We start from the raw sequence: 22,989 nt of genomic DNA on the forward strand, positions 1-22,989 counted from the left end.
CGTGGTGTGGTGGGTTGTTTTTTGTTTATACGACACCCCCCCCCCCCCCGCCCCCCCAACACCCGTACGGCGTACACGCCCGCGGGGGCCGCCGTTGGGCGCCCCCGGCGGTCGCGCGGTATGGGGGAACGACCCCGCCCCGTCGCGTCCATCCCGCGCGGCGGGACTGGCCACACCCTCGGTAATCGGGTAGATACGGACGAGTAGTACCGGCCGGTACCTTTCCCACCAGGGCGACCCGAGAACGCCTTGGCCGGTCGGGCCCATCGACCCGACGTTCGCGGCGAGGTGAGTTCCCGATGTCCGCTCCATCCGATTCATTCGACACGGCCCAGGTCCCGGAGCCCAAAGTCTCCGAGCGGGAAGCGCGCCGGGTGGCCGAGGCCGCCCGCGAGCAGAGCTGGCGCAAGCCGAGCTTCGCCAAAGAGCTCTTCCTGGGCCGTTTCCAGCTCGATCTCATCCATCCCCACCCCGCGCCCCCGGCCGAGGACGTACGGCGCGGAGAAGCCTTCCTGGCCACGCTGCGCGAGTTCTGCGAGACGCGGATCGACGGCGCCAAGATCGAGCGCGAGGCGCGCATCCCCGACGAGGTGATCAACGGCCTCAAGGAACTCGGCGCCTTCGGCATGAAGATCGACCGGAAGTACGGCGGCCTCGGCCTCACCCAGGTGTACTACAACAAGGCCCTCGCCCTGGTCGGCATGGCGAACGCCTCGATCGGCGCGCTGCTCTCCGCACATCAGTCCATCGGCGTACCGCAGCCGCTCAAGATGTTCGGCACCCAGGAGCAGAAGGACACGTTCCTGCCGCGCCTCGCCCGCACGGACATCTCCGCCTTCCTGCTGACCGAGCCCGACGTCGGGTCCGACCCCGCGCGCCTCGCCACCTCGGCGGTGCGCGACGGCGACGACTACGTCCTGGACGGCGTGAAGCTCTGGACCACCAACGGCGTCGTCGCCGACCTGCTCGTCGTGATGGCGCGCGTACCGAGGTCGGAGGGCCACAAGGGCGGCATCACCGCCTTCGTCGTCGAGGCGGACTCCCCGGGCATCACGGTGGAGAACCGCAACGCCTTCATGGGCCTGCGTGGTCTGGAGAACGGGGTCACCCGCTTCCACCAGGTACGGGTCCCGGCGGCGAACCGTATCGGCCCCGAGGGAGCCGGTCTCAAGATCGCCCTCACCACGCTCAACACCGGCCGGCTGTCGCTGCCCGCGATGTGCGTCGGCGTCGGCAAGTGGTGCCTGAAGATCGCGCGCGAGTGGACGACGGCGCGCGAGCAGTGGGGCAAGCCGGTCGCCCAGCACGAGGCGGTGGGGGAGAAGATCTCGTTCATCGCGGCGACGACGTTCGCGCTGGAGGCCGTGGTCGACCTCGCGTCCCAGATGGCCGACGAGGACCGCAACGACATCCGTATCGAGGCGGCGTTGGCCAAGCTGTACGGCTCCGAGATGGGCTGGCTGATGGCCGATGAACTCGTCCAGATCCGCGGCGGACGGGGCTTCGAGACGGCGGAGTCGCTGGCGGCCCGCGGCGAGCGCGCCGTACCCGCCGAGCAGATTCTTCGCGACATGCGGATCAACCGGATCTTCGAGGGCTCGACGGAGATCATGCATCTGCTGATCGCCCGCGAGGCGGTCGACGCACACCTGGCGGTGGCCGGCGACATCATCGACCCCGACAAGACGCTGTCCGACAAGGCCAGGGCCGGGGCGCAGGCCGGCGCCTTCTACGCGCGCTGGCTGCCGAAGCTGGTCGCCGGCCCCGGTCAACTGCCCAACTCCTACGCGGAGTTTCACCCCAAGGGGCATCTGGATCTCTCGGCGCATCTGCGCTACGTCGAGCGGACGTCGCGCAAGCTCGCGCGCTCGACCTTCTACGCCATGTCGCGCTGGCAGGGCGGGATGGAGACCAAGCAGGGCTTCCTCGGGCGCGTCGTGGACATCGGCGCCGAGCTGTTCGCGATGAGCGCGGCGTGCGTGCGGGCCGAGATGCTCCGTACCACGGGAGAGCACGGCCGCGAGGCGTACCAGCTCGCCGATGTTTTCTGCAGGCAGTCCCGGATCCGTGTGGAGGAACTGTTCACGAGGCTGTGGACCAACACGGACGACATCGACCGCAAGGTCGTGAACGGCGTCCTGTCCGGAACGTACACGTGGCTGGAGGAAGGCATCATCGACCCGAGCGGCGACGGCCCCTGGATCGCCGACGCCACGCCCGGTCCGTCCCAACGGAACAACGTCCACCGGCCGATCCGCTGAGCGACGGGGCAACCATCCGGTCGGCCCGGCGCCCCCCGGGCCGGTAGGGAGCCGAGATCTTCCGGGTGCGGTGCCCCGGGGCTGAAGAACCACCGGGCCGCGCCCTCCTCACGGAGGACGCGGCCCGGCGGCGCCGGTGCGCTGGTCGGCGTCGGCCTAGTTGAACGGGTCGAGCGTGAGGTACGCCTGCCGCGGGTCGCCGTCGTGCACGAGCGACTCGTGCGCGCCGACGTCGTCGAAGGCGAACGCGTACGCCTTGCCGTCGACCATCTGCGCGTGGATCTTCTGGGCGTAGTGGTTGGTGACGCCGTCCTTGTAGAAGTCCGCCGAGCTGGTGTCGGGCTGGTTGGGGTTGGTCAGGAGCGTCGAGCGGTTGAACCCGGCGCACAGGGTGCGCGAAATCGGGCCCCGTACTTGGTCGTTGGGCGCGTCGAGCAGCTTGTAGCAGCCGAAGATGCTGTCGGCGTCGGGCTTCTGGAACGAAGTGACCACCGCGCCCGAGGTGTTGGTGAAGTTCATGACGTTGCCGGAGACCCTGCCGACGTACTTGACCGCCGGCTGGTTCGCGAACGGGGTCACCGTGAGTGGGGAGTTGGCGTACTTCGCCCACACCCGGTCGATGTAGTCGTTCAGCACTCCGGCCGGCAGCGCACCGGACGCGATGCCGTGCCCCGGCGCGAGAGCCCGCAGCACGGTGCCGTCGGAGCGGGTCTGGATCAGACCGCCCCAGCCGCCCGGCTGGCTCCTGAGAGAGTTGAAGAAGCCGTTGTAGCCGCCCGGCTTCAGATGGCCCGTGGTCTTGGTGGAGCCGCTGGGGCCCTTGACGCCGACCGCGTACGGCGCCGAGAACATGTCGACCTGTGTGCTGTTGATCCACAGACCGGCGTCGTTGAGCGTGTACTCGGACCAGTTGAAGAGGATGTTGCTGTTCGGGTCGCTCGGGTTCTGCACCGCCGGCTGCACCAGCCCGCCGGTGGCCAGCTTGAAGACGAGCTTCTGCCCGTACGAGAAGTAGACCCGGCCCGAGAACTTCGGCAGCTGGATCGTCTTGGTCTGCCCCGGGGGCGGTCCCGCGATCGAGGCGTCGGGCGCCGGGGCCGGCGGGTTGGCGCCGCCGGGCCAGGCGTGGAAGGTGCCGTTCGCGTCGGCCCAGCCCTGTCGGCCGGACGACAGCTCCGTACCGAGGTTGTAGATGTAGAGCTGTTCACCGCGGCCGGAGTTGTTCGTGATGGTGAACGGAATGGTGTTGGGAACCGCGGCCTCGGCCGGGGCCGTGCCGCTCAAGGCCGTGAATCCGGTGGTGAAGACCACCGCGGCGGCCAGGGAAGCCAGCAGCTTGCGTATCGCAGGCACTCGCTCTTCCTCCTCGTCAGGTAAATCCCGGTGAGAACAGTGGGGGGCGGAATCTGACGTACGGACGCCGCCGGTGAGGCGGGTACGACCTGAAGGGCCGGGAGCCGGAACGCCGGCCGGGAGCGGGGAAACCGGAACGAACTGACTCTTCAGGTACAGACCTTTCTGAGAGCGCTCTCAGAATTGCGCCCACGCGTGAGGCGTGTCAATGCGGATGCCGCAACTCACCGAAGTTGTCTCGACTCGGCCGCCTGCGCCCCGGCCCGCCGTGCGTGACCACGGTGCCCCCATGCAGCACAATCGAGCCGCGACGCGACCACACGGGGCGCGAGCCGCGCGATCGGCACAGGACGCCGCAGAGGGCGCGGGCCGACGACGCCGTCAACTGACGATTGGGGCAGGCATGTTCGGGGCGGGAAACCAGGGACGGCCCGGCGGGCGACGCGCGCGGCTGCGCCACCTGGCGGCGCTCGTGCTCGTCGGCGCGGTACTCACCGGTGCGGCGGCCTGCGGCGGCGACGGGGCGGGCGAGAGCAGCGACGGCGGCGAGGCCGGCAAGGAAACGGGAGCGGACGGCAAGGCGCCCACGTCCACCCCCGCCGGAGACCCCGATGACGCCGGAGACGCCGATGACGGCAGCGACGCCGCTGGCTCCTCCGGCGCCGGCGGCACCGGGGCCCTCAGCCAGCGCGATCTCACCGCACTCGCCTTCACCGACGGCGAGAAGATTGGCAAGTACACCGCCGGTGAGTTCACTCTCGGCGCGCCGCTCGGCGAGGACTACACCGCCACCCCCGCCACCTGCCAGCCCCTCGTCAGCCTCGCCAAGGGCGCCACCGCCTTCGACCCCGTGTCCGAGGTCCAGCGCAACGTCGACGTCGCCGAGGAGATGCTGGGCACGACCGTCGCCGTACAGCTCCGCTCCTACAACGGCGACGGTGCGGCCTCCGTGATGAAGGCCCTCGGCGCGGCGGGCAAGGCGTGCGCGGGCGGCTTCGTCGAGAACCGTGCCGTCGCCAAGGGGCAGTACCTGAAGGTCGAGCCGGTTGAGGCCCCCGACCACGGCGACGAGGCGCAGGCGTACCGCTTCACGATCCTCGACGTGAAGGGCACGTTGAAGCTGTACGAGTACCTCACCGTCGTACGCTCCGGCACCACCACCCTCTCCTTCCGCGCCGACATCACGGACACGAAGGACATCGGCAAGGTGCCCGAAGAGGTGATCACGGCGCAGTGGAAGAAGTTCGCGGCGGGCGCCAAGGGCTGACGCCCCGTCCCGCCCCGTACGAACCCGGCGCGCCCTCGAAGACGCCGCGGGAGACGCGCCAGGGCCTCTCCTGGCGGGGCACCCCCGGGCCACCCCTGGCACCCCCGGGCCACCCCTGGCACCCCCGGGCCACCCCTGGCACCCCCGTCCCGCCCCGTACGCCGCCATGAGACCGACCGCCGGCACGAACCTCGGACGCGCCCGGAGATCCCCCGCAAGACGTCCCGCGCGACGCCGCCGCAAGCGCCCCGGAAGCGCCCCCCGCGAACCGCCCGGTGCATCGCCCCCCGGGCCCCATTTCGCACCGTGCTGTCCGCGCCGTCGCCCGATGGGGCAAGAATGGGGCCATGAGCGACAGTCCAGCCCCCCTCGCCGACCCCCATATCGCCTTCGACGCGTCCGAAGGCCGCCGGGACATCGTCGTCCTCGGCTCCACAGGGTCCGTCGGCACGCAGGCGATCGACCTGGTCCTGCGCAACCCCGACCGCTTCCGTGTCACCGCGCTGTCCGCCGCAGGCGGCCGGATCGGACTGCTCGCCGAACAGGCGCGACAGCTCCGCGTCCGCACCGTCGCCGTCGCCCGCGAGGACGCCGTGCCGGCGCTGCGCGAGGCGCTGGGCGCGGAGTACGGCTCCGAGCCGCTCCCCGAGATCCTGGCCGGGCCGGACGCCGCCACCGATCTCGCGGCGTCCCCGTGCCACACGGTGCTCAACGGCATCACCGGCTCCATCGGCCTCGCGCCGACCCTCGCCGCCCTCGAAGCCGGCCGTACGCTCGCGCTCGCCAACAAGGAGTCGCTGATCGTCGGCGGCCCGCTGGTCAAGGCCGTCGCCAAGCCGGGCCAGATCATCCCGGTCGACTCCGAGCACGCCGCGCTCTTCCAGGCCCTCGCGGCAGGCACCCGCGCCGATGTGCGCAAGCTGGTCGTCACGGCCTCGGGTGGCCCCTTCCGGGGCCGTACGAAGGCGGAACTGGCCGACGTCACCCCCGACGACGCCCTCGCGCACCCCACGTGGGCCATGGGCCCCGTGATCACGATCAACTCGGCGACCCTCGTCAACAAGGGGCTGGAGGTCATCGAGGCGCATCTCCTGTACGACATCCCGTTCGAACGTATCGAGGTCGTCGTGCACCCCCAGTCGTACGTCCACTCCATGGTGGAGTTCACGGACGGTTCGACCCTCGCGCAGGCCACGCCGCCCGACATGAGCGGCCCGATCGCCATCGGCATCGGCTGGCCGGTACGGGTGCCGGACGCGGCGCCCGCCTTCGACTGGTCCGCGGCGTCGACGTGGGAGTTCTTCCCGCTCGACAACGGGGCCTTCCCGTCGGTGGGACTCGCCCGCCACGTAGGGTCCCTGGGAGGTACGGCTCCGGCGGTGTTCAATGCCGCCAACGAGGAGTGCGTGGAGGCGTTTCTGGCGGGACGGCTGCCGTTCAACGGCATCATGGATACCGTCACCGATGTCGTCGCCGAGCACGGCCGACCCGCCAAGGGAACCTCGCTCACCGTGACGGACGTCCTCGAAGCGGAGACCTGGGCACGCGCCCGGGCCCGCGAAATGGCAGAGAAATTCGGCGAAGAACGGCCAGCGGAGGCTCGCGCATGACGATCCTGTTGACAGTCCTCGGCATAGTGATCTTCGCCGTGGGGCTGCTCTTCTCCATCGCGTGGCATGAGCTCGGCCACCTGTCGACGGCCAAGTACTTCGGTATCCGCGTGCCGCAGTACATGGTCGGCTTCGGCCCCACCCTCTGGTCGCGCACGAAGGGCGACACCGAGTACGGGATCAAGGCGATCCCTCTCGGTGGCTACATCCGCATGATCGGGATGTTCCCTCCCGGTGCCGACGGACGTATCGAGGCACGGTCCACGTCGCCCTGGCGCGGCATGATCGAGGACGCCCGTTCGGCGGCCTTCGAGGAGCTGAAGGAGGGCGACGAGACCCGGCTCTTCTACACGCGCAAGCCGTGGAAGCGCATGATCGTGATGTTCGCGGGACCGTTCATGAATCTGGTCCTCGCCGTCGTGATCTTCATGGGCGTCGCGATGAGCTTCGGCTTCCAGACCCAGACGACCGAGGTCGCCGGCGTCCAGAAGTGCGTCATCTCCCAGAACGAGGCGCGCGAGAAGTGCACCGCGAGCGACCCCGTCTCGCCGGCCCGCGCCGCCGGTCTCAAGGAGGGCGACAAGATCGTCGCCTTCAACGGACAGCCGGTCGATGACTGGTCGACGCTGTCCAACCTCATCCGCGAGACGATCGGCCCCGCCACCCTCACCGTCGACCGTGACGGCAAGGAGCAGGTCCTCCAGGCGACGCTCGCGAAGAACATGGTGGCGAAGAAGGACTCGGACGGGGAGGTCGTCCCGGACAAGTACGTGCCCGCCGGGTATCTGGGCTTCGCCGCCGCCACCGAGATCGTCCCGCTCTCCTTCGGCGACTCCGTCGACCGCATGGGCGACATGATCGTGACGGGTGTCGAGTCGATCGTCGCGCTGCCCTCCAAGATCCCCGATCTCTGGAGCGCCGCCTTCTCGGACGGCGACCGCAAGGACGACTCGCCCGTGGGCGTCGTCGGCGCCGCGCGCATCGGCGGCGAGGTGATGACGCTGGACGTCCCGGCGCAGAACCAGATGGCGATGATGCTGTTCCTGCTGGCCGGATTCAATCTCTCGCTGTTCCTCTTCAACATGCTGCCGCTGCTGCCGCTCGACGGCGGGCACATGGCGGGCGCGCTCTGGGAGTCGGTACGGAGCAAACTCGCCCGCCTCTTCAAGAGGCCCGACCCGGGGCCCTTCGACGTGGCGAAGCTCATGCCCGTCGCCTATGTCGTGGCCGGGATCTTCATCTGCTTCACGCTGTTGGTGCTCATCGCCGACGTGGTGAATCCGGTCAAGATCATGTAGTGGGGCGGAGCGCGTCGTCCGCCGCGTTCCGTACGTCGGGAAACAGTCCGTGCCGCCGAAGCGGCCGCGGGTTTACGGCCGGGTGTCTCTTTGCGCCCGGCCGTATGGCTTTGGGTGGTTTGCTCGCAGCGGTGTGCTCGTACGGCGGGCGGGTGACGTAATCTCGATGGTTGGAGCCCGCCGAACTCGGGACCACGATCCACACCTTGGGGTTGCACAGCAGATGACTGCGATTTCTCTCGGAATGCCGGATGTTCCGACGAAGCTCGCCGACCGGAGGGTCAGTCGACAGATCCAGGTCGGTTCGGTGGCTGTCGGTGGTGACGCGCCGGTTTCGGTGCAGTCGATGACGACGACGCGTACGTCGGACATCGGGGCGACGTTGCAGCAGATCGCTGAGCTGACGGCGTCGGGCTGTCAGATCGTACGGGTGGCGTGCCCGACGCAGGACGATGCCGACGCCCTGGCGACGATCGCGCGGAAGTCCCAGATCCCGGTGATCGCGGACATCCACTTCCAGCCGAAGTATGTTTTTGCGGCAATCGACGCGGGCTGCGCGGCGGTGCGGGTGAACCCGGGGAACATCAAGCAGTTCGACGACAAGGTCAAGGAGATCGCGCAAGCGGCCTCTGCGGCCGGCACCCCGATCCGTATCGGCGTGAACGCCGGATCGCTCGACGCCAGGCTCCTGAAGAAGTACGGCAAGGCCACCCCCGAGGCGCTCGTCGAGTCCGCCCTGTGGGAGGCGTCGCTCTTCGAGGAGCACGGCTTCCGCGACATCAAGATCTCGGTGAAGCACAACGACCCGGTCGTCATGGTCAACGCCTACCGGCAGTTGGCGGCGCAGAGCGACTACCCGCTGCACCTCGGCGTCACGGAGGCGGGGCCGGCGTTCCAGGGCACGATCAAGTCGGCGGTCGCGTTCGGGGCGCTCCTCAGCGAGGGCATCGGGGACACGATCCGGGTGTCCCTGTCGGCGCCGCCCGCCGAGGAGGTCAAGGTCGGCCTGCAGATCCTGGAGGCGCTCAACCTCAAGCAGCGCCGCCTGGAGATCGTCTCCTGCCCGTCCTGCGGGCGCGCGCAGGTGGACGTTTACAAGCTGGCGGACGAGGTCACCGCGGGCCTCGAAGGCATGGAGGTGCCGCTGCGCGTCGCCGTCATGGGCTGCGTCGTCAACGGCCCCGGTGAGGCCCGTGAGGCCGACCTGGGCGTCGCTTCCGGCAACGGCAAGGGGCAGATCTTCGTCAAGGGCGAGGTCATCAAGACGGTGCCCGAGTCGAAGATCGTCGAGACGCTCATCGAAGAGGCCATGAAGATCGCCGAGGAGATGGAGCGGGACGGGGTCCCCTCGGGCGAGCCAGAGGTCTCCATCAGCTGAGGATCGGCACTCGGGGCGGCTCCGGTGAGGCGTCGGGTGACCGAGGTGCGTTGGCCGACCAGGTGTCCTCCGCGCGTCGACCCCGTCGGCGGCCGTCGCGGGCCCTCTCCTTCCGGCTTCGCCACCGGCCCAGACTCCGGCTTCGGCACCGGCTCCGGCTCCGTACGGGCCCCGCACCCCACGCCTCAGGGCGTTCGGAGGAAGCGGGGCCCTTCGGTGTACGCGGCGCGTCACAGAAGTGACGGGTACAGTGCGGAGAATCAGCAGACGTATGGTGAGGCCCCTCTCGTGTTGACGCAGACCACCACTCGGGTCCTCGACCCAGGCGAACTCGGCGCCGCGCTCGCCATTCTTGAGAGTGAGCCCGTCGCCAACGCCTTCGTGGCTTCCCGCGTCCAGGCCGCGGGGCTCGACCCCTGGCGCCTGGGCGGCGAGATGTGGGGCTGGTACGCCGACGGGCGGCTGCGCTCGCTGTGCTACTCCGGCGCCAACCTGGTCCCCATCTGCGCCTCCCCCGAGGCCGTACGGGCCTTCGCGGACCGCGCCCGCCGCACGGGGCGCCGCTGTTCCTCCATCGTCGGCCCCGCCGAACCCACAGCCCTCCTCTGGCGGCTCCTGGAGCCCAACTGGGGCCCCGCGCGCGAGGTTCGGGCCAATCAGCCGCTCATGGTCACCGAGCAGGTTCCCGAAACGGTGCGGCCCGACCCCCTCGTCCGCCGCATCCGTAAGGACGAGCTGGAGACGATCATGCCGGCGTGCGTGGCGATGTTCACCGAGGAGGTCGGCGTCTCACCGCTGGCCGGCGACGGCGGACTGCTCTATCAGGCGCGGGTGGCCGAACTCGTAGGAGCGGGGCGGTCGTTCGCCCGTATCGACGACGGCAAAGTGATCTTCAAGGCGGAGATCGGCGCGGCGACGTCGCACGCGTGCCAGATCCAGGGCGTGTGGGTGGCCCCGGAGTTCCGCGGCCGGGGTCTCTCCGAGAGCGGCATGGCGGCCGTCGTACGCTACGCGCTCGCCGACGTCGCCCCCGTGGTCAGCCTGTACGTGAACGACTACAACGTCCCCGCCCGCGCCTCCTACCGACGGGTCGGCTTCCGCGAGGTGGGCGCCTTCATGAGCGTCCTCTTCTGAAAGTAGGGTTCGGCCATGCCGAGCGTGCCGAGCTCTCCCGGGAGCGAGTCCCAGATCCCCGACGTGCGCGTCGGGCCGATCGACCTTGCCGCGCGCGTGGACGAGGCGCTGGCCGTTCAGGCGCTCGCCTTCGGCCTGAGCGAGGCCGAGATCGGCGTACGGCGCCAGATCGTGCTGCGGCACCTCCTGGCGCCCGGTGCCCGCGCCTACGGGGCGGTCACGGCGGAGGACAGGCTGGCCGGGTTCGTCTACGGCATGCCGAACGACCGCTCCCACTGGTGGTCCACGATCGTCGAGCCGTATCTGCGCGCCGCCGACCGCGTCGAGTGGCTCGACGACTCCTTCGTCATCACCGAACTGCACGTCCACCCCGCCTTCCAAGGACACGGCATCGGGCGCACCCTGATCACCACCATCACGGACGGTGCCCGGGAGCCCCGCTCGATCCTCTCCGCGATCGACACCGAGAGCCCGGCCCGGGGCCTGTACCGCGCCCTCGGCTACGAGGACCTCGCGCGCCAGGTCCGCTTCCCCAGCGCCCCCAAGCCGTACGCCGTGATGGGCGCCCCGCTGCCGCTGCGGCGGCGCTGAGGCCCCGTGGGCCACCGATACTGATTTCCGCCTCTCGGCGTGCCCCGGATAACCTCCTGCCAACACCCGAGAAGAAACGCAGGAGTGCTCCCCATGTCCCAGGTCCAGCGCATGTCCCGTTTGATGGCCAAGACACTGCGCGACGACCCGGCGGACGCGGAGACCCTCAGCCACAAGCTTCTGGTCCGCGCCGGGTACGTGCGCCGCACCTCCGCCGGACTCTGGAGCTGGCTGCCGCTCGGCAAGAAGGTCCTCGACAACATCTCGCGCGTCGTGCGCGAGGAGATGGACGCCATCGGCGCGCAGGAGGTACTGCTGCCGGCGCTGCTTCCCAAGGAGCCCTACGAGGCGAGCGGCCGCTGGGACGAGTACGGCGACCTCCTCTTCCGCCTCAAGGACCGCAAGGGCGGCGACTACCTGCTCGGCCCGACCCACGAGGAGATCTTCACCCTCGTCGTCAAGGACCAGTGCACGTCCTACAAGGACCTGCCGGTGATGCTCTACCAGATCCAGACGAAGTACAGGGACGAGGCGCGGCCCCGTTCCGGCGTGCTGCGCGGGCGTGAGTTCCAGATGAAGGACTCGTACTCCTTCGACACCACGGACGAGGGCCTCGCCGAGTCGTACGCGCTCCACCGCGCGGCGTACCAGAAGATCTTCGCGCGCCTGGGGCTCGACTACCGCATCGTCTCCGCCGTCTCCGGCGCGATGGGCGGCTCGGCGTCGGAGGAATTCCTGGCCCCGGCCGCCGCGGGTGAGGACACCTTCGTCGACTGCCCCAACGGCGACTACGCCGCCAACACGGAGGCCGTCACCTTCTCCACCGCCCCCGTCGACGGGTCGGTGCACGGGGCGCTGGAGGAGCTGGACACCCCCGACACCCCGACGATCGAGTCGCTGGCCGCGTACCTGGACGTACCGGCCTCCGCGACGCTGAAGAACCTGCTGGTGAAGGTCGACGGCGAGATCACCGCCGTCGGCGTCCCCGGCGACCGTGAGGTGGACCTCGGCAAGCTCGGCGAGCACCTGGCGCCCGCCGTGGTGGAACTGGTGACGGCCGAGGACTTCGAGGGCCGACCCGAGCTCGTACGCGGCTACGTCGGCCCCCAGGGGCTGAAGATCCGCTACATCGCCGACCCCCGCGTCGCGCCCGGCACGGCCTGGATCACCGGCGCCAACAAGGCCGACACCCACGCGCGCAACGTCGTCAACGGGCGCGACTTCGAGGTCGACGACTACCTCGACGTCGTGGTCGTCGAGGAGGGCGACCCCTGCCCCGTGTGCGGCGCCGGGCTCAAGCTGGGGCGGGCCATCGAGATCGGCCACATCTTCCAGCTCGGCCGCAAGTACGCCGACACCTTCCAGCTCGACGTGCTCGGGCAGCAGGGCAAGCCGGTGCGGGTGACCATGGGGTCGTACGGCATCGGCGTCTCCCGTGCCGTCGCCGCGATCGCCGAGCAGACCGCGGACGAACAGGGTCTGTGCTGGCCCCGTGAGATCGCCCCGGCGGACGTGCACGTCGTCGCGGCGGGCAAGGCGCTCCAGACGGAGCTGGCGGTCGACGTCGCCGAGCAGCTGGCGGCGGCGGGGCTGCGGGTGCTGGTCGACGAGCGGGCCGGCGTCTCACCGGGCGTGAAGTTCACGGACGCGGAGCTGATCGGCGTTCCGCAGATCCTGGTGGCGGGGCGGCGCGCGGGCGAGGGCGTGGTGGAGCTGAAGGACCGCCGCAGCGGCGAGCGCGAGGAACTCACGGTCGCTGAGGCGGTCGCGCGTCTGACGGCCGCCGTCTGACGACCCTCGCCCGGCGGCGTCGCTGCCCCGTTTCGGACTGGCGCCCGTCCCGCCTGCCCGGCGGTCAGTGCCTCCGCTTGTGCCGTCCGCGCCGCCCGCGCGGCGGTGCGCGTCCATGGCGCGATCGCTCGGTACGCCGCTAGTGCGGTCGCTCCTGCCCCGTTCCGGGCCGGCAGCCGCTCCGCTCGCGCGGCCCTCAGCGCCCCCGCCTGTTCCGGCGTCGCTGCCCCGTCGGGGCGAGTGCGATGCGGCGGGGCGAGCGCGACGCGGGGCGAGGACGAGCCGTGTACGACGGTGTATGGGGCGGGGCGGGCGGTCCGGGTTCCCGGGGCCGGCCCGCCCCGTAACCGGAGTTCCTGTGGCGGTGTCGGGACGGGCTCGGTGGTGCGGTCGCGCCCGTACGGTGCGGAGCGCGCCGTTGTGGCGGCGTACCCCGCCCCGCCCCGCTACAGCCAGTCGGCGAACTCCAGCAACAGTTCCGCGTCTTGACGGCGTCCGGCCTCCAGCGCGCGTGCGCCGGACTCCACCGCGCGGAAGAGCGTCCACCCCCGCAGCCGCTCGGGGTCGATGTCCAGAGCGTCGGCCAGCTTGCTCACCCTGCGCCGCGTCGCGGACGCGCCCGACGCCGCCGCGACCAGGTCCTCGACCCGGTCACGTACGAGGCGCGCCAGGTCGTACGCGCGCTCACCCACCAGGGGCACGGGGCCGACCGCGAGCCACGGGGCCCGGTCGCCGGAGAGCACCTTGCCCTGGCTGAACGCGCCGTGCAGCAGCACCAGCTCCGTCGCCCCGGCCGCGAGCAGTTCCTCACGCGCGTCGAGAGCGGCGCTGACGAGCGGGACGACCTGCGGGTCGCTCGCCTCCCGCATCGCCACAACCTCCCGCGCCGTCCGCTCCGCGACCGTTTCGAAGCCGTGGCCGGCGACGGGCTCGACCCACAACTTCCGCACCGTTCCCGCCGCTTCGAGCAGCGCCTTGGCCTCCGGCAGCGAACGCAGCGAGGTCTCGGTGTGGAGCCGTTCCAGCAGCAGCTCACCGTCGGAGCCCGAGATGAGCTCGACCGAGCCCCAGCCCTTCCAGTGCGTGAGCGCGGCCCGCTCCGGCCCCGGGCCGGCGAACGGCGGGGCCACCTTGAGCGCGGCGGGCGCCCCGTCGGGGCGCCGTACGAGCACCACGAGGCTGCTCCCGCCCCCGGGGGCCACCACCCGCTCGACCGTCAACTCCCGCCGCTCCACGGCCTCCTGGGCGATCCCCGGCAACCGTCCCAGCCACTCTCCGGCGACGGACTCCCCGTACGTCTCGCTCAGGCCGCGCACCAGTCGCCGCGGCGGTTCGAAAGCCATACGTGCCTGGATCCCCTTCGGAGCGAGTCGGCTCACAGCCGCTCGGCGAGCCCAGGAAAGGCTACGCCGCTGCCCCGCCAGCGCACCGCCCGGACCGCCGCCTCGCGCAGCGCCCCCGCGGCGTCCTGCCGCAACGGTCCCTCGGCGGCGCGCACGAGGTCGGAGTAGACCCCCGAGATCCGGTCCTCCAGCTCGGCCGCCAGGCGTACGGCGGCGGCCGCGTCGGGCACCTTGAACGGCAGATCGTACGCCGCGGCGGCGGCGACGGGCTTCCCGCCGAGATCGCGCACCGTACGCGCGAGGGAGTCGCGCCGTGCACGGTGCGCGTCGTAGGCGTGAGTCGCCTCTGTGCGGCGTTCGTCGCCCACACGGCCGCCGACGACGCCGTACCCGTACACCGCGGCGTGCTCCGCGGCGAGGGCGGCCTGCGCGGCGTCCAGCGCACCGTCGTCGCTCACGAGGGGGATCCTTCCGTCAGCAGGTACGCGTGGGCGGCACCGGCCGCCGCCAGGGAGGCCAGCAACCGGGCGAGTTCGGGCGGGGCGTGCACCAGTGCCTCGGCGTGCGCGTCGGCGGCGCGGCGCTCGGCCGCGGCCAGCGCCTTCACGGCGGTCACGGGATCGGCGGACACGGACGGCGCGGGCCCACCGTCCCCGGAATCCCCGACGGCCGTTTCCAGCGACGGGGCGGACGAGGGGTCCGACGACGGGGCGGACGACGGAGGCGCCGACGCGGACGGGGAAGCGGAAGGCGACGGCTTCGCCGACCCGCCCTCCTCAGGAGGCGGCGACAGCGCGGTCACATGTTGCGCCACGGCGCCCCGCAGCGGCGTCAACAACATGGCTTGTTCCGGATGGCGCTCGATCACCGCGTCGTACTGCCGCAGGAGTTCGCGCCTCGCGACGGCGGACTTCACCCGCAGCGCCTTCGCGGCCCGGGCGGCCACCGCGCTCGCCGCGCGGTCCGCCCCGTCACCGTCGTCACCCCCGGAGCAGGCGGTCAGCAGGCCACCGGCCGCGGCGCCCGCCGCCAGGAGCGCACCTCTCCGTGTCGTCCCCGTGCGCCCCACGCGTGTCTCCCTCGGGCCTCGCAGTGATCACCGCAGGCGAGCGTACCTGCGGGCGGGCCGCAGGTGGACGGCAACACCCCCCGCGACCGGATACCCTTTGCCTGACACGCGACGATCCCACAACAGCACACACGCGGCCGAGGAGTCACCCGGATGAGCACCACCCACAGCGAGAGGCTGCGCGGACTGCTGGAACCGCTCGTCAGCGCGAAAGGCCTGGATCTCGAAGAGATCGAGGTGTCCCGGGCGGGTCGGCGTCGTGTGCTGAGGATCGTGGTCGACTCCGACGACGGCGTGGACCTGGACGCGTGCGCGGAGCTGAGCCGCACCATCTCCACGACTCTCGATGAGACCGACCTGATGGGCGAGGACGAGTACCAGCTCGAAGTGACCTCCCCCGGAGCCGACCGTCCGCTGACCGAGCGCCGTCATTACGCACGCGCCGTCGGCCGTCTGGCGAAGATCCAGCTTCATGAGGGCGACGAATTCGTGGCCCGAGTCCTCGCGGTGGACGAGGAGGGGCTCGACCTCGAAGTCCCGGGCGTGAAGGGGCGCAAGCCGACCGTCCGCCGGGTCGAATTCGCGTCGATCGCCAAGGCGCGCGTGGAGCTCGAGTTCAACCGCAAGGACAAGAAGGAAGAGGAGGCGTAGCCATGGACATTGATGTGAAGCTCCTGAAGGGCTTGGCACAAGAGAAGGAGATCCCGTTCGACCTGCTGGTCGAGGCGATCGAATCCGCCCTCCTCATCGCCTACCACCGCACCGAGGGAAGCCGCCGTACCGCTCGCGTCGTCCTCAGCCGCGACAACGGTCATGTAACGGTGTGGGCCAAGGAGGACCCGTCGGAGCTGGAGGAGGGCCAGGAGGCGAAGGAGTTCGACGACACCCCGTCCGACTTCGGCCGTATCGCCGCCACGACGGCGCGGCAGGTCATCCAGCAGCGGCTGCGGGACGCCGAGAACGACGTCACGTTCGGTGAGTACGCGCGCCGTGAGGGCGACGTCGTCGCGGGCCAGGTCCAGCAGGGCAAGGACCCCCGCAACGTACTGGTGCGGCTCGACGACAAGCTGGAGGCCATCCTCCCGGTGCAGGAGCAGGTACCGGGCGAGGAGTACACGCACGGTCTGCGGCTGCGTACGTTCGTGGTCCGGGTCGCCAAGGGCGTACGGGGTCCCTCGGTGACCCTGTCGCGCACCCACCCCAACCTCGTGAAGAAGCTCTTCGAGCTGGAGGTCCCGGAGATCGCGGACGGTTCCGTGGAGATCTGCGCGATCGCCCGTGAGGCGGGCCACCGCACGAAGATCGCCGTACGGTCCACCCGCTCCGGACTCAACCCCAAGGGCGCCTGCATCGGCCCCATGGGGGCCCGGGTGCGCAATGTGATGGCGGAGCTGCACGGCGAGAAGATCGACATCGTGGACTGGTCGGACGACCCGGCCGAGATGGTCGCCAACGCCCTGTCGCCGGCCCGCGTCAGCAAGGTCGAGGTCGTCGACCTGGGCGCCCGCTCCGCGCGGGTGACGGTGCCGGACTACCAGCTGTCGCTGGCGATCGGCAAGGAGGGGCAGAACGCCCGCCTCGCCGCCCGCCTCACCGGCTGGCGCATCGACATCCGGCCCGACACGGAGCAGTCCGACGGGGCGGACGGGGCGGGGGACAACGGCGCCGCCGCGGGAGGCCGGTCGCCTCGCGGCGACCGGGGCTGACCGGGCGCCCGGACGAGGGCCCGCAACGCCACGGGGCGGCGTACGGCGCCCCGTACGGGGCGGGATTCCGCGACGTACTGGGGCGACGTACGGGCGAACCCGACGCCGCGACGGCGTACGCCGCGAGACGGGCGACGCGGGATGCACGACCTGGCGCCGTGATCATCACCACTGTGCCCCCGCCACCGCCCCGTCGCGGCGGCGCAGCCGCACCGTCACCGCCGGGCCGCCGACCCATCACCGGGACCGTCACCTTCGGTGACCGGCCGTACCGTATCCGGCCATCGACGACCACCCGTCGGCCACCGTCGCCGCTGGCCCGTCCCGGCCGATCAACTCCGCCCGCCGCCCGCGACCTGCGGCGACGTGAGACAGCGGACGGTGCGGAGATCAACCGAGTCTTTTTGGCCAGCAAGCGTCCGACCCTCGCCCCAAAGGGAGGAGGGCGGCGCGGGGAGGTAGACTTGAGCATGTCTGGCCGGACGCACGCTCGCGCCTGCCCTGAGCGAACCTGCGTGGGATGCCGGGAGCGAGCGCCCAAGAACGATCTGCTGCGCATCGTCGTGGTCGAGGGTGCTTGCCTCCCTGATCCACGCGGTACGCTGCCCGGCCGGGGCGCGTATGTACACCCCGTCTCGTTCTGTCTCGATCAGGCGGTTCGCCGCCGGGCGTTTCCCCGGGCCTTCAAGGCCAAGGGACCGCTCGACAGCGCGGAAGTGCGCCGACATGTCGAGCAGGCGGCAACGCAAGAAGAAGACGTACGGCACGGAACCCCGTGCGGTTCAGGTACCTCGCGAGTTGGAAGTAGGTCGAGATTGCGATGAGCACTCGATGAGTACGCGATGAGTACGCCCATGAAGTAGCGACGGTCCGGCGGTAACCCGGACCTAAAAGGAGCGAAGTGGCTAAGGTCCGGGTATACGAACTCGCCAAGGAGTTCGGCGTCGAGAGCAAGGTCGTCATGGCCAAGCTCCAAGAACTCGGTGAATTCGTCCGTTCGGCGTCCTCGACGATCGAGGCGCCGGTTGTACGCAAATTGACTGATGCTTTGCAGGGCCCCGGCGGCAACGCCGCGAAGCCCGCCGCGAAGCCCGGGGCCCCTCGTAAGGCGAGCCCCGCCAAGCCCGCCGCGCCCTCCCCGGCGCAGGCGGCACGTCCGGCTGCTCCCAAGCCCGGCGCCCCGGCCCCCAAGCCGGCCGCCGCCGAGGCCCCGCCGAGCAGCACTCCTTCCTCTCCGGCTCCGGCCGCGACGCCCGCCTCCGGCCCGCGTCCCGGTCCGAAGCCCCCGGCGTCGAAGCCCGCGCCGGCTCCGGTGCCCGCGGCCGAGTTCTCGGCTCCGGCCCCGGCGGCGCCGCAGGCGCCCCAGGCCCCGCAGTCTCCCGCCGCCCCGCGTTCCGGTTCGGCCACCCCGGGGCCCCGCCCCACCGGTGGTCAGGCCGCCCGTCCGGCTCCGGCCGGCGGTCAGCGCGACGGCGGCCGTGACGGTGGCCGCGGCGGCGAGCGCCCCGCGCGTCCCGCGGGTCAGGGCGCCCGCCCCGGTGCCCGTCCGGCGGGTCCCCGTCCGGGCAACAACCCCTTCACCTCGGGTGGTTCCACCGGAATGGCGCGCCCGCAGGCGCCCCGTCCGGGTGGCGCCCCGCGTCCCGGCGGCCCCGGTGCACCCGGTGGCCCGCGTCCGCAGGGCGCCGGTCAGGGCGGTCCCCGTCCGCAGGCCGGTGCCGGTGGCCAGGGCGGTCGCCCGAGCCCCGGTGGAATGCCGCGTCCGCAGTCCCCGCGTCCCGGTGGCGGTCCCGCCGGTAACCGTCCGAACCCGGGCATGATGCCGCAGCGTCCCGCCGCGGGCCCGCGTCCCGGTGGTGGCCCCGGCGGAGGCCGTGGCCCCGGTGGTGCCAGCAGGCCCGCCGGTGGTGGCGGTGGCGGCGGTCGTCCCGGTGGCGGCGGCGGCTTCGCCGGTCGTCCCGGTGGCGGCGGCGGTGGCGGCGGTGGCTTCGCCGGTCGTCCCGGCGGTGGCGGCGGCGGTGGCGCCCCGGGTCGTCCCGGTGGTGGCGGTTTCGGTGGCGGCGGTGGCCGTCCCGGTTTCGGCGGACGTCCGGGTGGTCCCGGCGGCCGCGGTGGCACACAGGGCGCGTTCGGCCGCCCCGGCGGACCGGCCCGTCGTGGCCGTAAGTCGAAGCGGCAGAGGCGCCAGGAGTACGAGGCCATGCAGGCCCCGTCGGTGGGCGGCGTGATGCTGCCGCGCGGCCAGGGCCAGGTTGTCCGGCTGTCGCGCGGTGCGTCTCTCACCGACTTCGCGGAGAAGATCAACGCCAACCCGGCGTCGCTCGTCGCCGTGATGATGAACCTCGGCGAGATGGTCACCGCCACGCAGTCCGTCTCCGACGACACCCTGCACGTGCTCGCCGGCGAGATGAACTACGTCGTCGAGATCGTCAGCCCGGAGGAGGAGGACCGCGAGCTTCTCGAGTCCTTCGACATCGAGTTCGGCGAGGACGAGGGCGGCGAGGAGTTCCTCGTCGCGCGTCCGCCGGTCGTGACCGTCATGGGTCACGTCGACCACGGTAAGACCCGGCTGCTCGACGCCATCCGTAAGACGAATGTCGTCGCGGGCGAGGCCGGCGGTATCACGCAGCACATCGGCGCGTACCAGGTCGCCACCGAGGTCAACGACGAAGAGCGCAGGATCACCTTCATCGACACCCCGGGTCACGAGGCGTTCACCGCCATGCGTGCCCGTGGTGCCAAGTCCACCGACATCGCGATCCTCGTGGTGGCGGCGAACGACGGTGTGATGCCCCAGACGATCGAGGCGCTGAACCACGCCAAGGCGGCCGACGTGCCGATCGTGGTCGCGGTCAACAAGATCGACGTCGAGGGCGCGGACCCGACCAAGGTGCGCGGTCAGCTGACCGAGTACGGCCTCGTGGCCGAGGAGTACGGCGGCGACACCATGTTTGTCGACATCTCCGCCAAGCAGGGTCTGCACATCGACAGCCTGCTGGAGGCCGTGGTCCTCACGGCGGACGCCTCGCTCGACCTCCGGGCCAACCCGGAACAGGACGCGCAGGGTATCGCCATCGAGGCGCACCTCGACCGCGGTCGCGGCGCCGTCGCCACCGTGCTCGTCCAGCGCGGCACGCTGCGCGTCGGTGACACGATGGTCGCCGGTGACGCGTACGGCCGTGTCCGCGCGATGCTCGACGACAACGGCAACAACGTCGAGGAAGCGGGTCCCGCGACCCCCGTCCTGGTCCTGGGACTCACCAACGTCCCCGGCGCCGGCGACAACTTCCTGGTCGTCGACGAGGACCGCACCGCGCGGCAGATCGCCGAGAAGCGTGCCGCTCGTGAGCGGAACGCGGCGTTCGCCCGCAAGGGCGTCCGGTTCTCCCTGGAGAACCTGGACGAGGCCCTCAAGGCCGGCCTGGTGCAGGAACTCAACCTCATCATCAAGGGCGACGCGTCCGGTTCGGTGGAGGCCCTCGAGTCCTCGCTGCTCCAGCTCGACGTCGGCGACGAGGTCGACATCCGGGTTCTGCACCGCGGCGTCGGTGCGGTCACGGAGTCCGACATCGACCTGGCGATGGGCTCCGACGCCATCGTCATCGGCTTCAACGTGCGCGCCGCTGGGCGCGCGTCGCAGATGGCCGACCGCGAGGGTGTCGACGTCCGGTACTACTCGGTGATCTACCAGGCCATCGAGGAGATCGAGGCGGCCCTCAAGGGCATGCTCAAGCCGGAGTACGAGGAGATCGAGCTCGGTACGGCGGAGATCCGCGAGGTCTTCCGCTCGTCCAAGCTCGGCAACATCGCGGGTGTTCTCATCCGGTCCGGCGAGGTCAAGCGCAACACCAAGGCCCGGCTCGTCCGCGACGGCAAGGTCATCGCGGAGGACCTCAACATCCAGGGTCTGCGCCGCTTCAAGGACGATGTCACCGAGATCCGCGAAGGCTTCGAGGGCGGTATCAACCTCGGGAACTTCAACGACATCAAGATCGACGACGTCATCGCGACGTACGAGATGCGCGAGAAGCCGCGCGGCTGACGTACACCGACGGTGCGGTCCGTCACGTGACCGGCAAGAGGTGACGTGACGGACGTGCCCGGTACGTCGCGCGGTGCCGATGCCGCCCGGGTTCCGCTCGGGCGGCATCGGCGGTCCGGGGCCGGTCGACGGTGCGCTTATTCCGTCGATCGGCCCCGGCCGTTCCGTGTACGGTTTATGTGCCCCTGCCAAGCGCTGGCGGGCCCGACCCCGTACCGGCGGGACATCCGGATACACATGTATGTGGGGACACTGTCCTTCGACCTGCTCCTCGGCGACGTACGGTCGTTGAAGGAGAAACGCTCGATCGTCCGGCCGATCGTCGCCGAACTCCAGAGGAAGTTCGGGGTGAGTGTGGCGGAGACCGGCGATCAGGATCTCCACCGGAGGGCCGAGATCGGCCTGGCGGTGGTGTCCGGGGACACGGGGCATCTGAGGGACGTTCTGGACCGGTGCGAGCGCATGGTCGCCGGCCGTCCGGAGGTGGAGCTGCTGTCGGTACGGCGGCGGCTGCACGGAGACGACGACTGAGGCCCGCCCGCTCCGGCGGCGGGCGACGGTCGTCGCGGCAAGAGCAGCAGACAAGAACCCAGAAGGAAGAGTGACGGACCGGTGACCGACAACGCGCGGGCGCGCAAGCTGGCCGACCGCATCCAGGTCGTGGTCGCGGAGACCCTGGACCGGCGTATCAAGGATCCGCGACTGGGGTTCGTGACCATCACGGACGCCCGGGTCACCGGCGACCTGCGGGAGGCCACGGTCTTCTACACGGTCTACGGCGACGACGAGGAGCGCGCGGCGTCCGCCGCCGCCCTGGAGAGCGCCAAGGGCGTGCTCCGCTCCGAGGTGGGCCGTCAGACCGGCGTCCGTTTCACGCCGACGCTGGCGTTCGTGCCGGACGCGCTGCCGGACAACGCCCGCACCATCGAGGACCTTCTCGACAAGGCGCGCGCCAAGGACGCCGAGGTGCGCGAGGTGTCGACCGGTAAGACCTACGCGGGCGAGGCCGACCCTTACCGCAAGCCCGGCGACGAGGGCTACGAGGAGGACGACGCTGAGGCGGAGTCCGGGGCCGAGACCGGCTCCGGGGTCGAGTCCAGGGGTGGGACCGGGGCCGGGTCCGACGGGGCGGCGGGTGCCGCCGAAGGAGCGGACCGCGGCGACGACACGGACGGTGCCGCCGCTCAATGACACAGCAACTCCCCACGCCCGACGGCCTTGTCATCGTGGACAAGCCGTCGGGCTTCACTTCGCACGACGTCGTGGCCAAGATGCGCGGGATCGCCAAGACCCGTCGTGTCGGTCACGCCGGCACGCTCGATCCGATGGCGACGGGCGTCCTCGTCCTGGGCGTGGAACGGGCCACGAAGCTGCTGGGCCATCTCGCCCTGACCGAGAAGGAGTACCTCGGCACGATCAGGCTGGGGCAGGACACGGTCACCGACGACGCCGAGGGCGAGACCACCTCGTCCACCGACGCGTCCGGCGTGACCCGCGAGGGCATCGACGCCGGGGTGGCCGCGCTGACCGGCGCGATCATGCAGGTGCCGTCCAAGGTCAGTGCGATCAAGATCGACGGGAAACGGTCGTACGCCCGCGTACGGGGCGGTGAGGACTTCGAGATCCCGGCCCGGCCGGTGACCGTCTCGTCGTTCCAGGTGTACGACGTCCGCCCCGACGTCGCGGCGGACGGCACCCCCGTGGTCGACCTGGTCGTGTCGGTCGTCTGCTCCTCCGGTACGTACATCCGCGCCCTCGCCCGTGACCTCGGGGCCGGGCTCGGTGTCGGGGGGCATCTGACGGCGCTGCGCAGGACCCGGGTCGGTCCGTACGGCCTCGACGAGGCGAGGACGCTCGACCAGCATCAGGAGCGGCTGACGGTCATGCCGGTCGCGGACGCCGCGGCTTCGGCGTTTCCGCGCTGGGACGTGGACGAGAAGCGGGCGAAGCTTCTGCTCAACGGGGTGCGGCTGGAGATGCCCGTGCGCCGGGACGGGGCGGTGAGGGCGAGCTCGGGTTCAGGCTCGGGGCGGGGCCCCGTGGCGGCGTTCGGGCCCGACGGACGGTTGCTGGCACTGGTCGAGGAACAGGGCGGTAAGGCGAAGAGCCTGGCGGTCTTCGGCTGAGGGAACGCCTGCGGACAGGA

19 protein-coding genes are annotated in these 22,989 nt (G+C 71.0%); 15 read left to right on the forward strand and 4 right to left on the reverse strand.

What is annotated here, in order from left to right:
• Positions 1-299: 299 nt before the first annotated feature.
• Positions 300-2,261, forward strand: coding sequence for an acyl-CoA dehydrogenase family protein (locus tag ACFWU9_RS31110; protein WP_384324385.1), 1,962 nt, complete (start codon positions 300-302; stop codon positions 2,259-2,261).
• A gap of 156 nt (positions 2,262-2,417) precedes the next feature.
• On the opposite strand, the gene ACFWU9_RS31115 is transcribed toward ACFWU9_RS31110, so the two are convergent.
• Positions 2,418-3,614: a glycoside hydrolase family 64 protein gene (locus ACFWU9_RS31115; RefSeq protein WP_384324387.1), complete on the reverse strand. Its 1,197-nt coding sequence runs from the start codon at positions 3,612-3,614 to the stop codon at positions 2,418-2,420.
• 403 nt (positions 3,615-4,017) lie between these two features.
• Between ACFWU9_RS31115 and ACFWU9_RS31120 the strand changes: the two genes are divergently transcribed.
• The 7 genes from ACFWU9_RS31120 to ACFWU9_RS31150 all read left to right on the forward strand — a co-directional run bounded on the left by ACFWU9_RS31120 (position 4,018) and on the right by ACFWU9_RS31150 (position 12,683).
• Positions 4,018-4,881 carry a hypothetical protein gene (locus tag ACFWU9_RS31120; protein WP_384324389.1) on the forward strand — a complete coding sequence of 288 codons (864 nt, stop codon included), beginning with the start codon at positions 4,018-4,020 and terminating at the stop codon, positions 4,879-4,881.
• A 347-nt stretch (positions 4,882-5,228) separates the two neighbouring features.
• Positions 5,229-6,491: a 1-deoxy-D-xylulose-5-phosphate reductoisomerase gene (dxr, locus tag ACFWU9_RS31125; protein ID WP_384324391.1), complete on the forward strand. Its 1,263-nt coding sequence runs from the start codon at positions 5,229-5,231 to the stop codon at positions 6,489-6,491.
• A complete protein-coding gene (locus ACFWU9_RS31130; protein WP_384324393.1) occupies positions 6,488-7,789 on the forward strand; it encodes a M50 family metallopeptidase in 1,302 nt (433 codons plus the stop codon). Before dxr ends, ACFWU9_RS31130 begins: the two co-directional genes overlap by 4 nt.
• Before the next feature lie 223 nt (positions 7,790-8,012).
• A complete protein-coding gene (gene ispG / locus ACFWU9_RS31135) occupies positions 8,013-9,167 on the forward strand; it encodes a flavodoxin-dependent (E)-4-hydroxy-3-methylbut-2-enyl-diphosphate synthase (RefSeq protein WP_384324395.1) in 1,155 nt (384 codons plus the stop codon).
• Positions 9,168-9,455: 288 nt separating this feature from the next.
• Positions 9,456-10,301 (forward strand): GNAT family N-acetyltransferase, encoded by an 846-nt coding sequence (locus tag ACFWU9_RS31140; RefSeq protein WP_384324397.1) that lies wholly within the window; start codon positions 9,456-9,458, stop codon positions 10,299-10,301.
• A 15-nt stretch (positions 10,302-10,316) separates the two neighbouring features.
• Positions 10,317-10,892: a GNAT family N-acetyltransferase gene (locus ACFWU9_RS31145; protein WP_384324399.1), complete on the forward strand. Its 576-nt coding sequence runs from the start codon at positions 10,317-10,319 to the stop codon at positions 10,890-10,892.
• Between the two features lie 93 nt (positions 10,893-10,985).
• A complete protein-coding gene (locus ACFWU9_RS31150; RefSeq protein WP_384324401.1) occupies positions 10,986-12,683 on the forward strand; it encodes a proline--tRNA ligase in 1,698 nt (565 codons plus the stop codon).
• Positions 12,684-13,129: 446 nt separating this feature from the next.
• Here the strand turns inward: ACFWU9_RS31150 and ACFWU9_RS31155 are convergent, their stop codons facing one another.
• From ACFWU9_RS31155 to ACFWU9_RS31165, 3 genes are read right to left on the reverse strand one after another with little or no spacing between them, the layout of a single operon-like run.
• Complete coding sequence (locus tag ACFWU9_RS31155; protein WP_384324404.1) at positions 13,130-14,026, reverse strand: aminoglycoside phosphotransferase family protein; 897 nt, start codon at positions 14,024-14,026, stop codon at positions 13,130-13,132.
• 32 nt (positions 14,027-14,058) lie between these two features.
• A complete protein-coding gene (locus tag ACFWU9_RS31160) occupies positions 14,059-14,484 on the reverse strand; it encodes a ferritin-like domain-containing protein (protein WP_384324405.1) in 426 nt (141 codons plus the stop codon).
• Positions 14,481-15,095, reverse strand: coding sequence for a hypothetical protein (locus ACFWU9_RS31165; RefSeq protein ID WP_384324407.1), 615 nt, complete (start codon positions 15,093-15,095; stop codon positions 14,481-14,483). Before ACFWU9_RS31165 ends, ACFWU9_RS31160 begins: the two co-directional genes overlap by 4 nt.
• Positions 15,096-15,248: 153 nt before the next feature.
• Between ACFWU9_RS31165 and rimP the strand changes: the two genes are divergently transcribed.
• The 7 genes from rimP (at position 15,249) to truB (ending at position 22,969) form a co-directional block, all read left to right on the forward strand.
• Positions 15,249-15,746, forward strand: coding sequence for a ribosome maturation factor RimP (gene rimP / locus ACFWU9_RS31170; RefSeq protein WP_384324409.1), 498 nt, complete (start codon positions 15,249-15,251; stop codon positions 15,744-15,746).
• 2 nt (positions 15,747-15,748) lie between these two features.
• The gene (gene nusA / locus ACFWU9_RS31175; protein ID WP_384324411.1) at positions 15,749-16,801 is read left to right on the forward strand and encodes a transcription termination factor NusA; all 1,053 of its coding nucleotides are present in this window, start codon (positions 15,749-15,751) and stop codon (positions 16,799-16,801) included.
• A 470-nt stretch (positions 16,802-17,271) separates the two neighbouring features.
• A complete protein-coding gene (locus ACFWU9_RS31180; protein ID WP_384324445.1) occupies positions 17,272-17,625 on the forward strand; it encodes a YlxR family protein in 354 nt (117 codons plus the stop codon).
• Positions 17,626-17,702: 77 nt separating this feature from the next.
• A complete protein-coding gene (gene infB, locus ACFWU9_RS31185; RefSeq protein WP_384324413.1) occupies positions 17,703-20,843 on the forward strand; it encodes a translation initiation factor IF-2 in 3,141 nt (1,046 codons plus the stop codon).
• Positions 20,844-21,080: 237 nt separating this feature from the next.
• Complete coding sequence (locus tag ACFWU9_RS31190) at positions 21,081-21,374, forward strand: DUF503 domain-containing protein (protein WP_189105162.1); 294 nt, start codon at positions 21,081-21,083, stop codon at positions 21,372-21,374.
• A gap of 81 nt (positions 21,375-21,455) precedes the next feature.
• Positions 21,456-22,034, forward strand: a complete 579-nt coding sequence (gene rbfA, locus ACFWU9_RS31195; protein WP_384324415.1) for a 30S ribosome-binding factor RbfA — start codon at positions 21,456-21,458, stop codon at positions 22,032-22,034.
• Positions 22,031-22,969 carry a tRNA pseudouridine(55) synthase TruB gene (truB, locus tag ACFWU9_RS31200; protein WP_384324417.1) on the forward strand — a complete coding sequence of 313 codons (939 nt, stop codon included), beginning with the start codon at positions 22,031-22,033 and terminating at the stop codon, positions 22,967-22,969. Before rbfA ends, truB begins: the two co-directional genes overlap by 4 nt.
• Positions 22,970-22,989: the final 20 nt, after the last annotated feature.

Origin of the sequence: Streptomyces sp. NPDC058653 (assembly GCF_042716895.1) — a bacterium.
GTDB lineage: Bacteria > Actinomycetota > Actinomycetes > Streptomycetales > Streptomycetaceae > Streptomyces.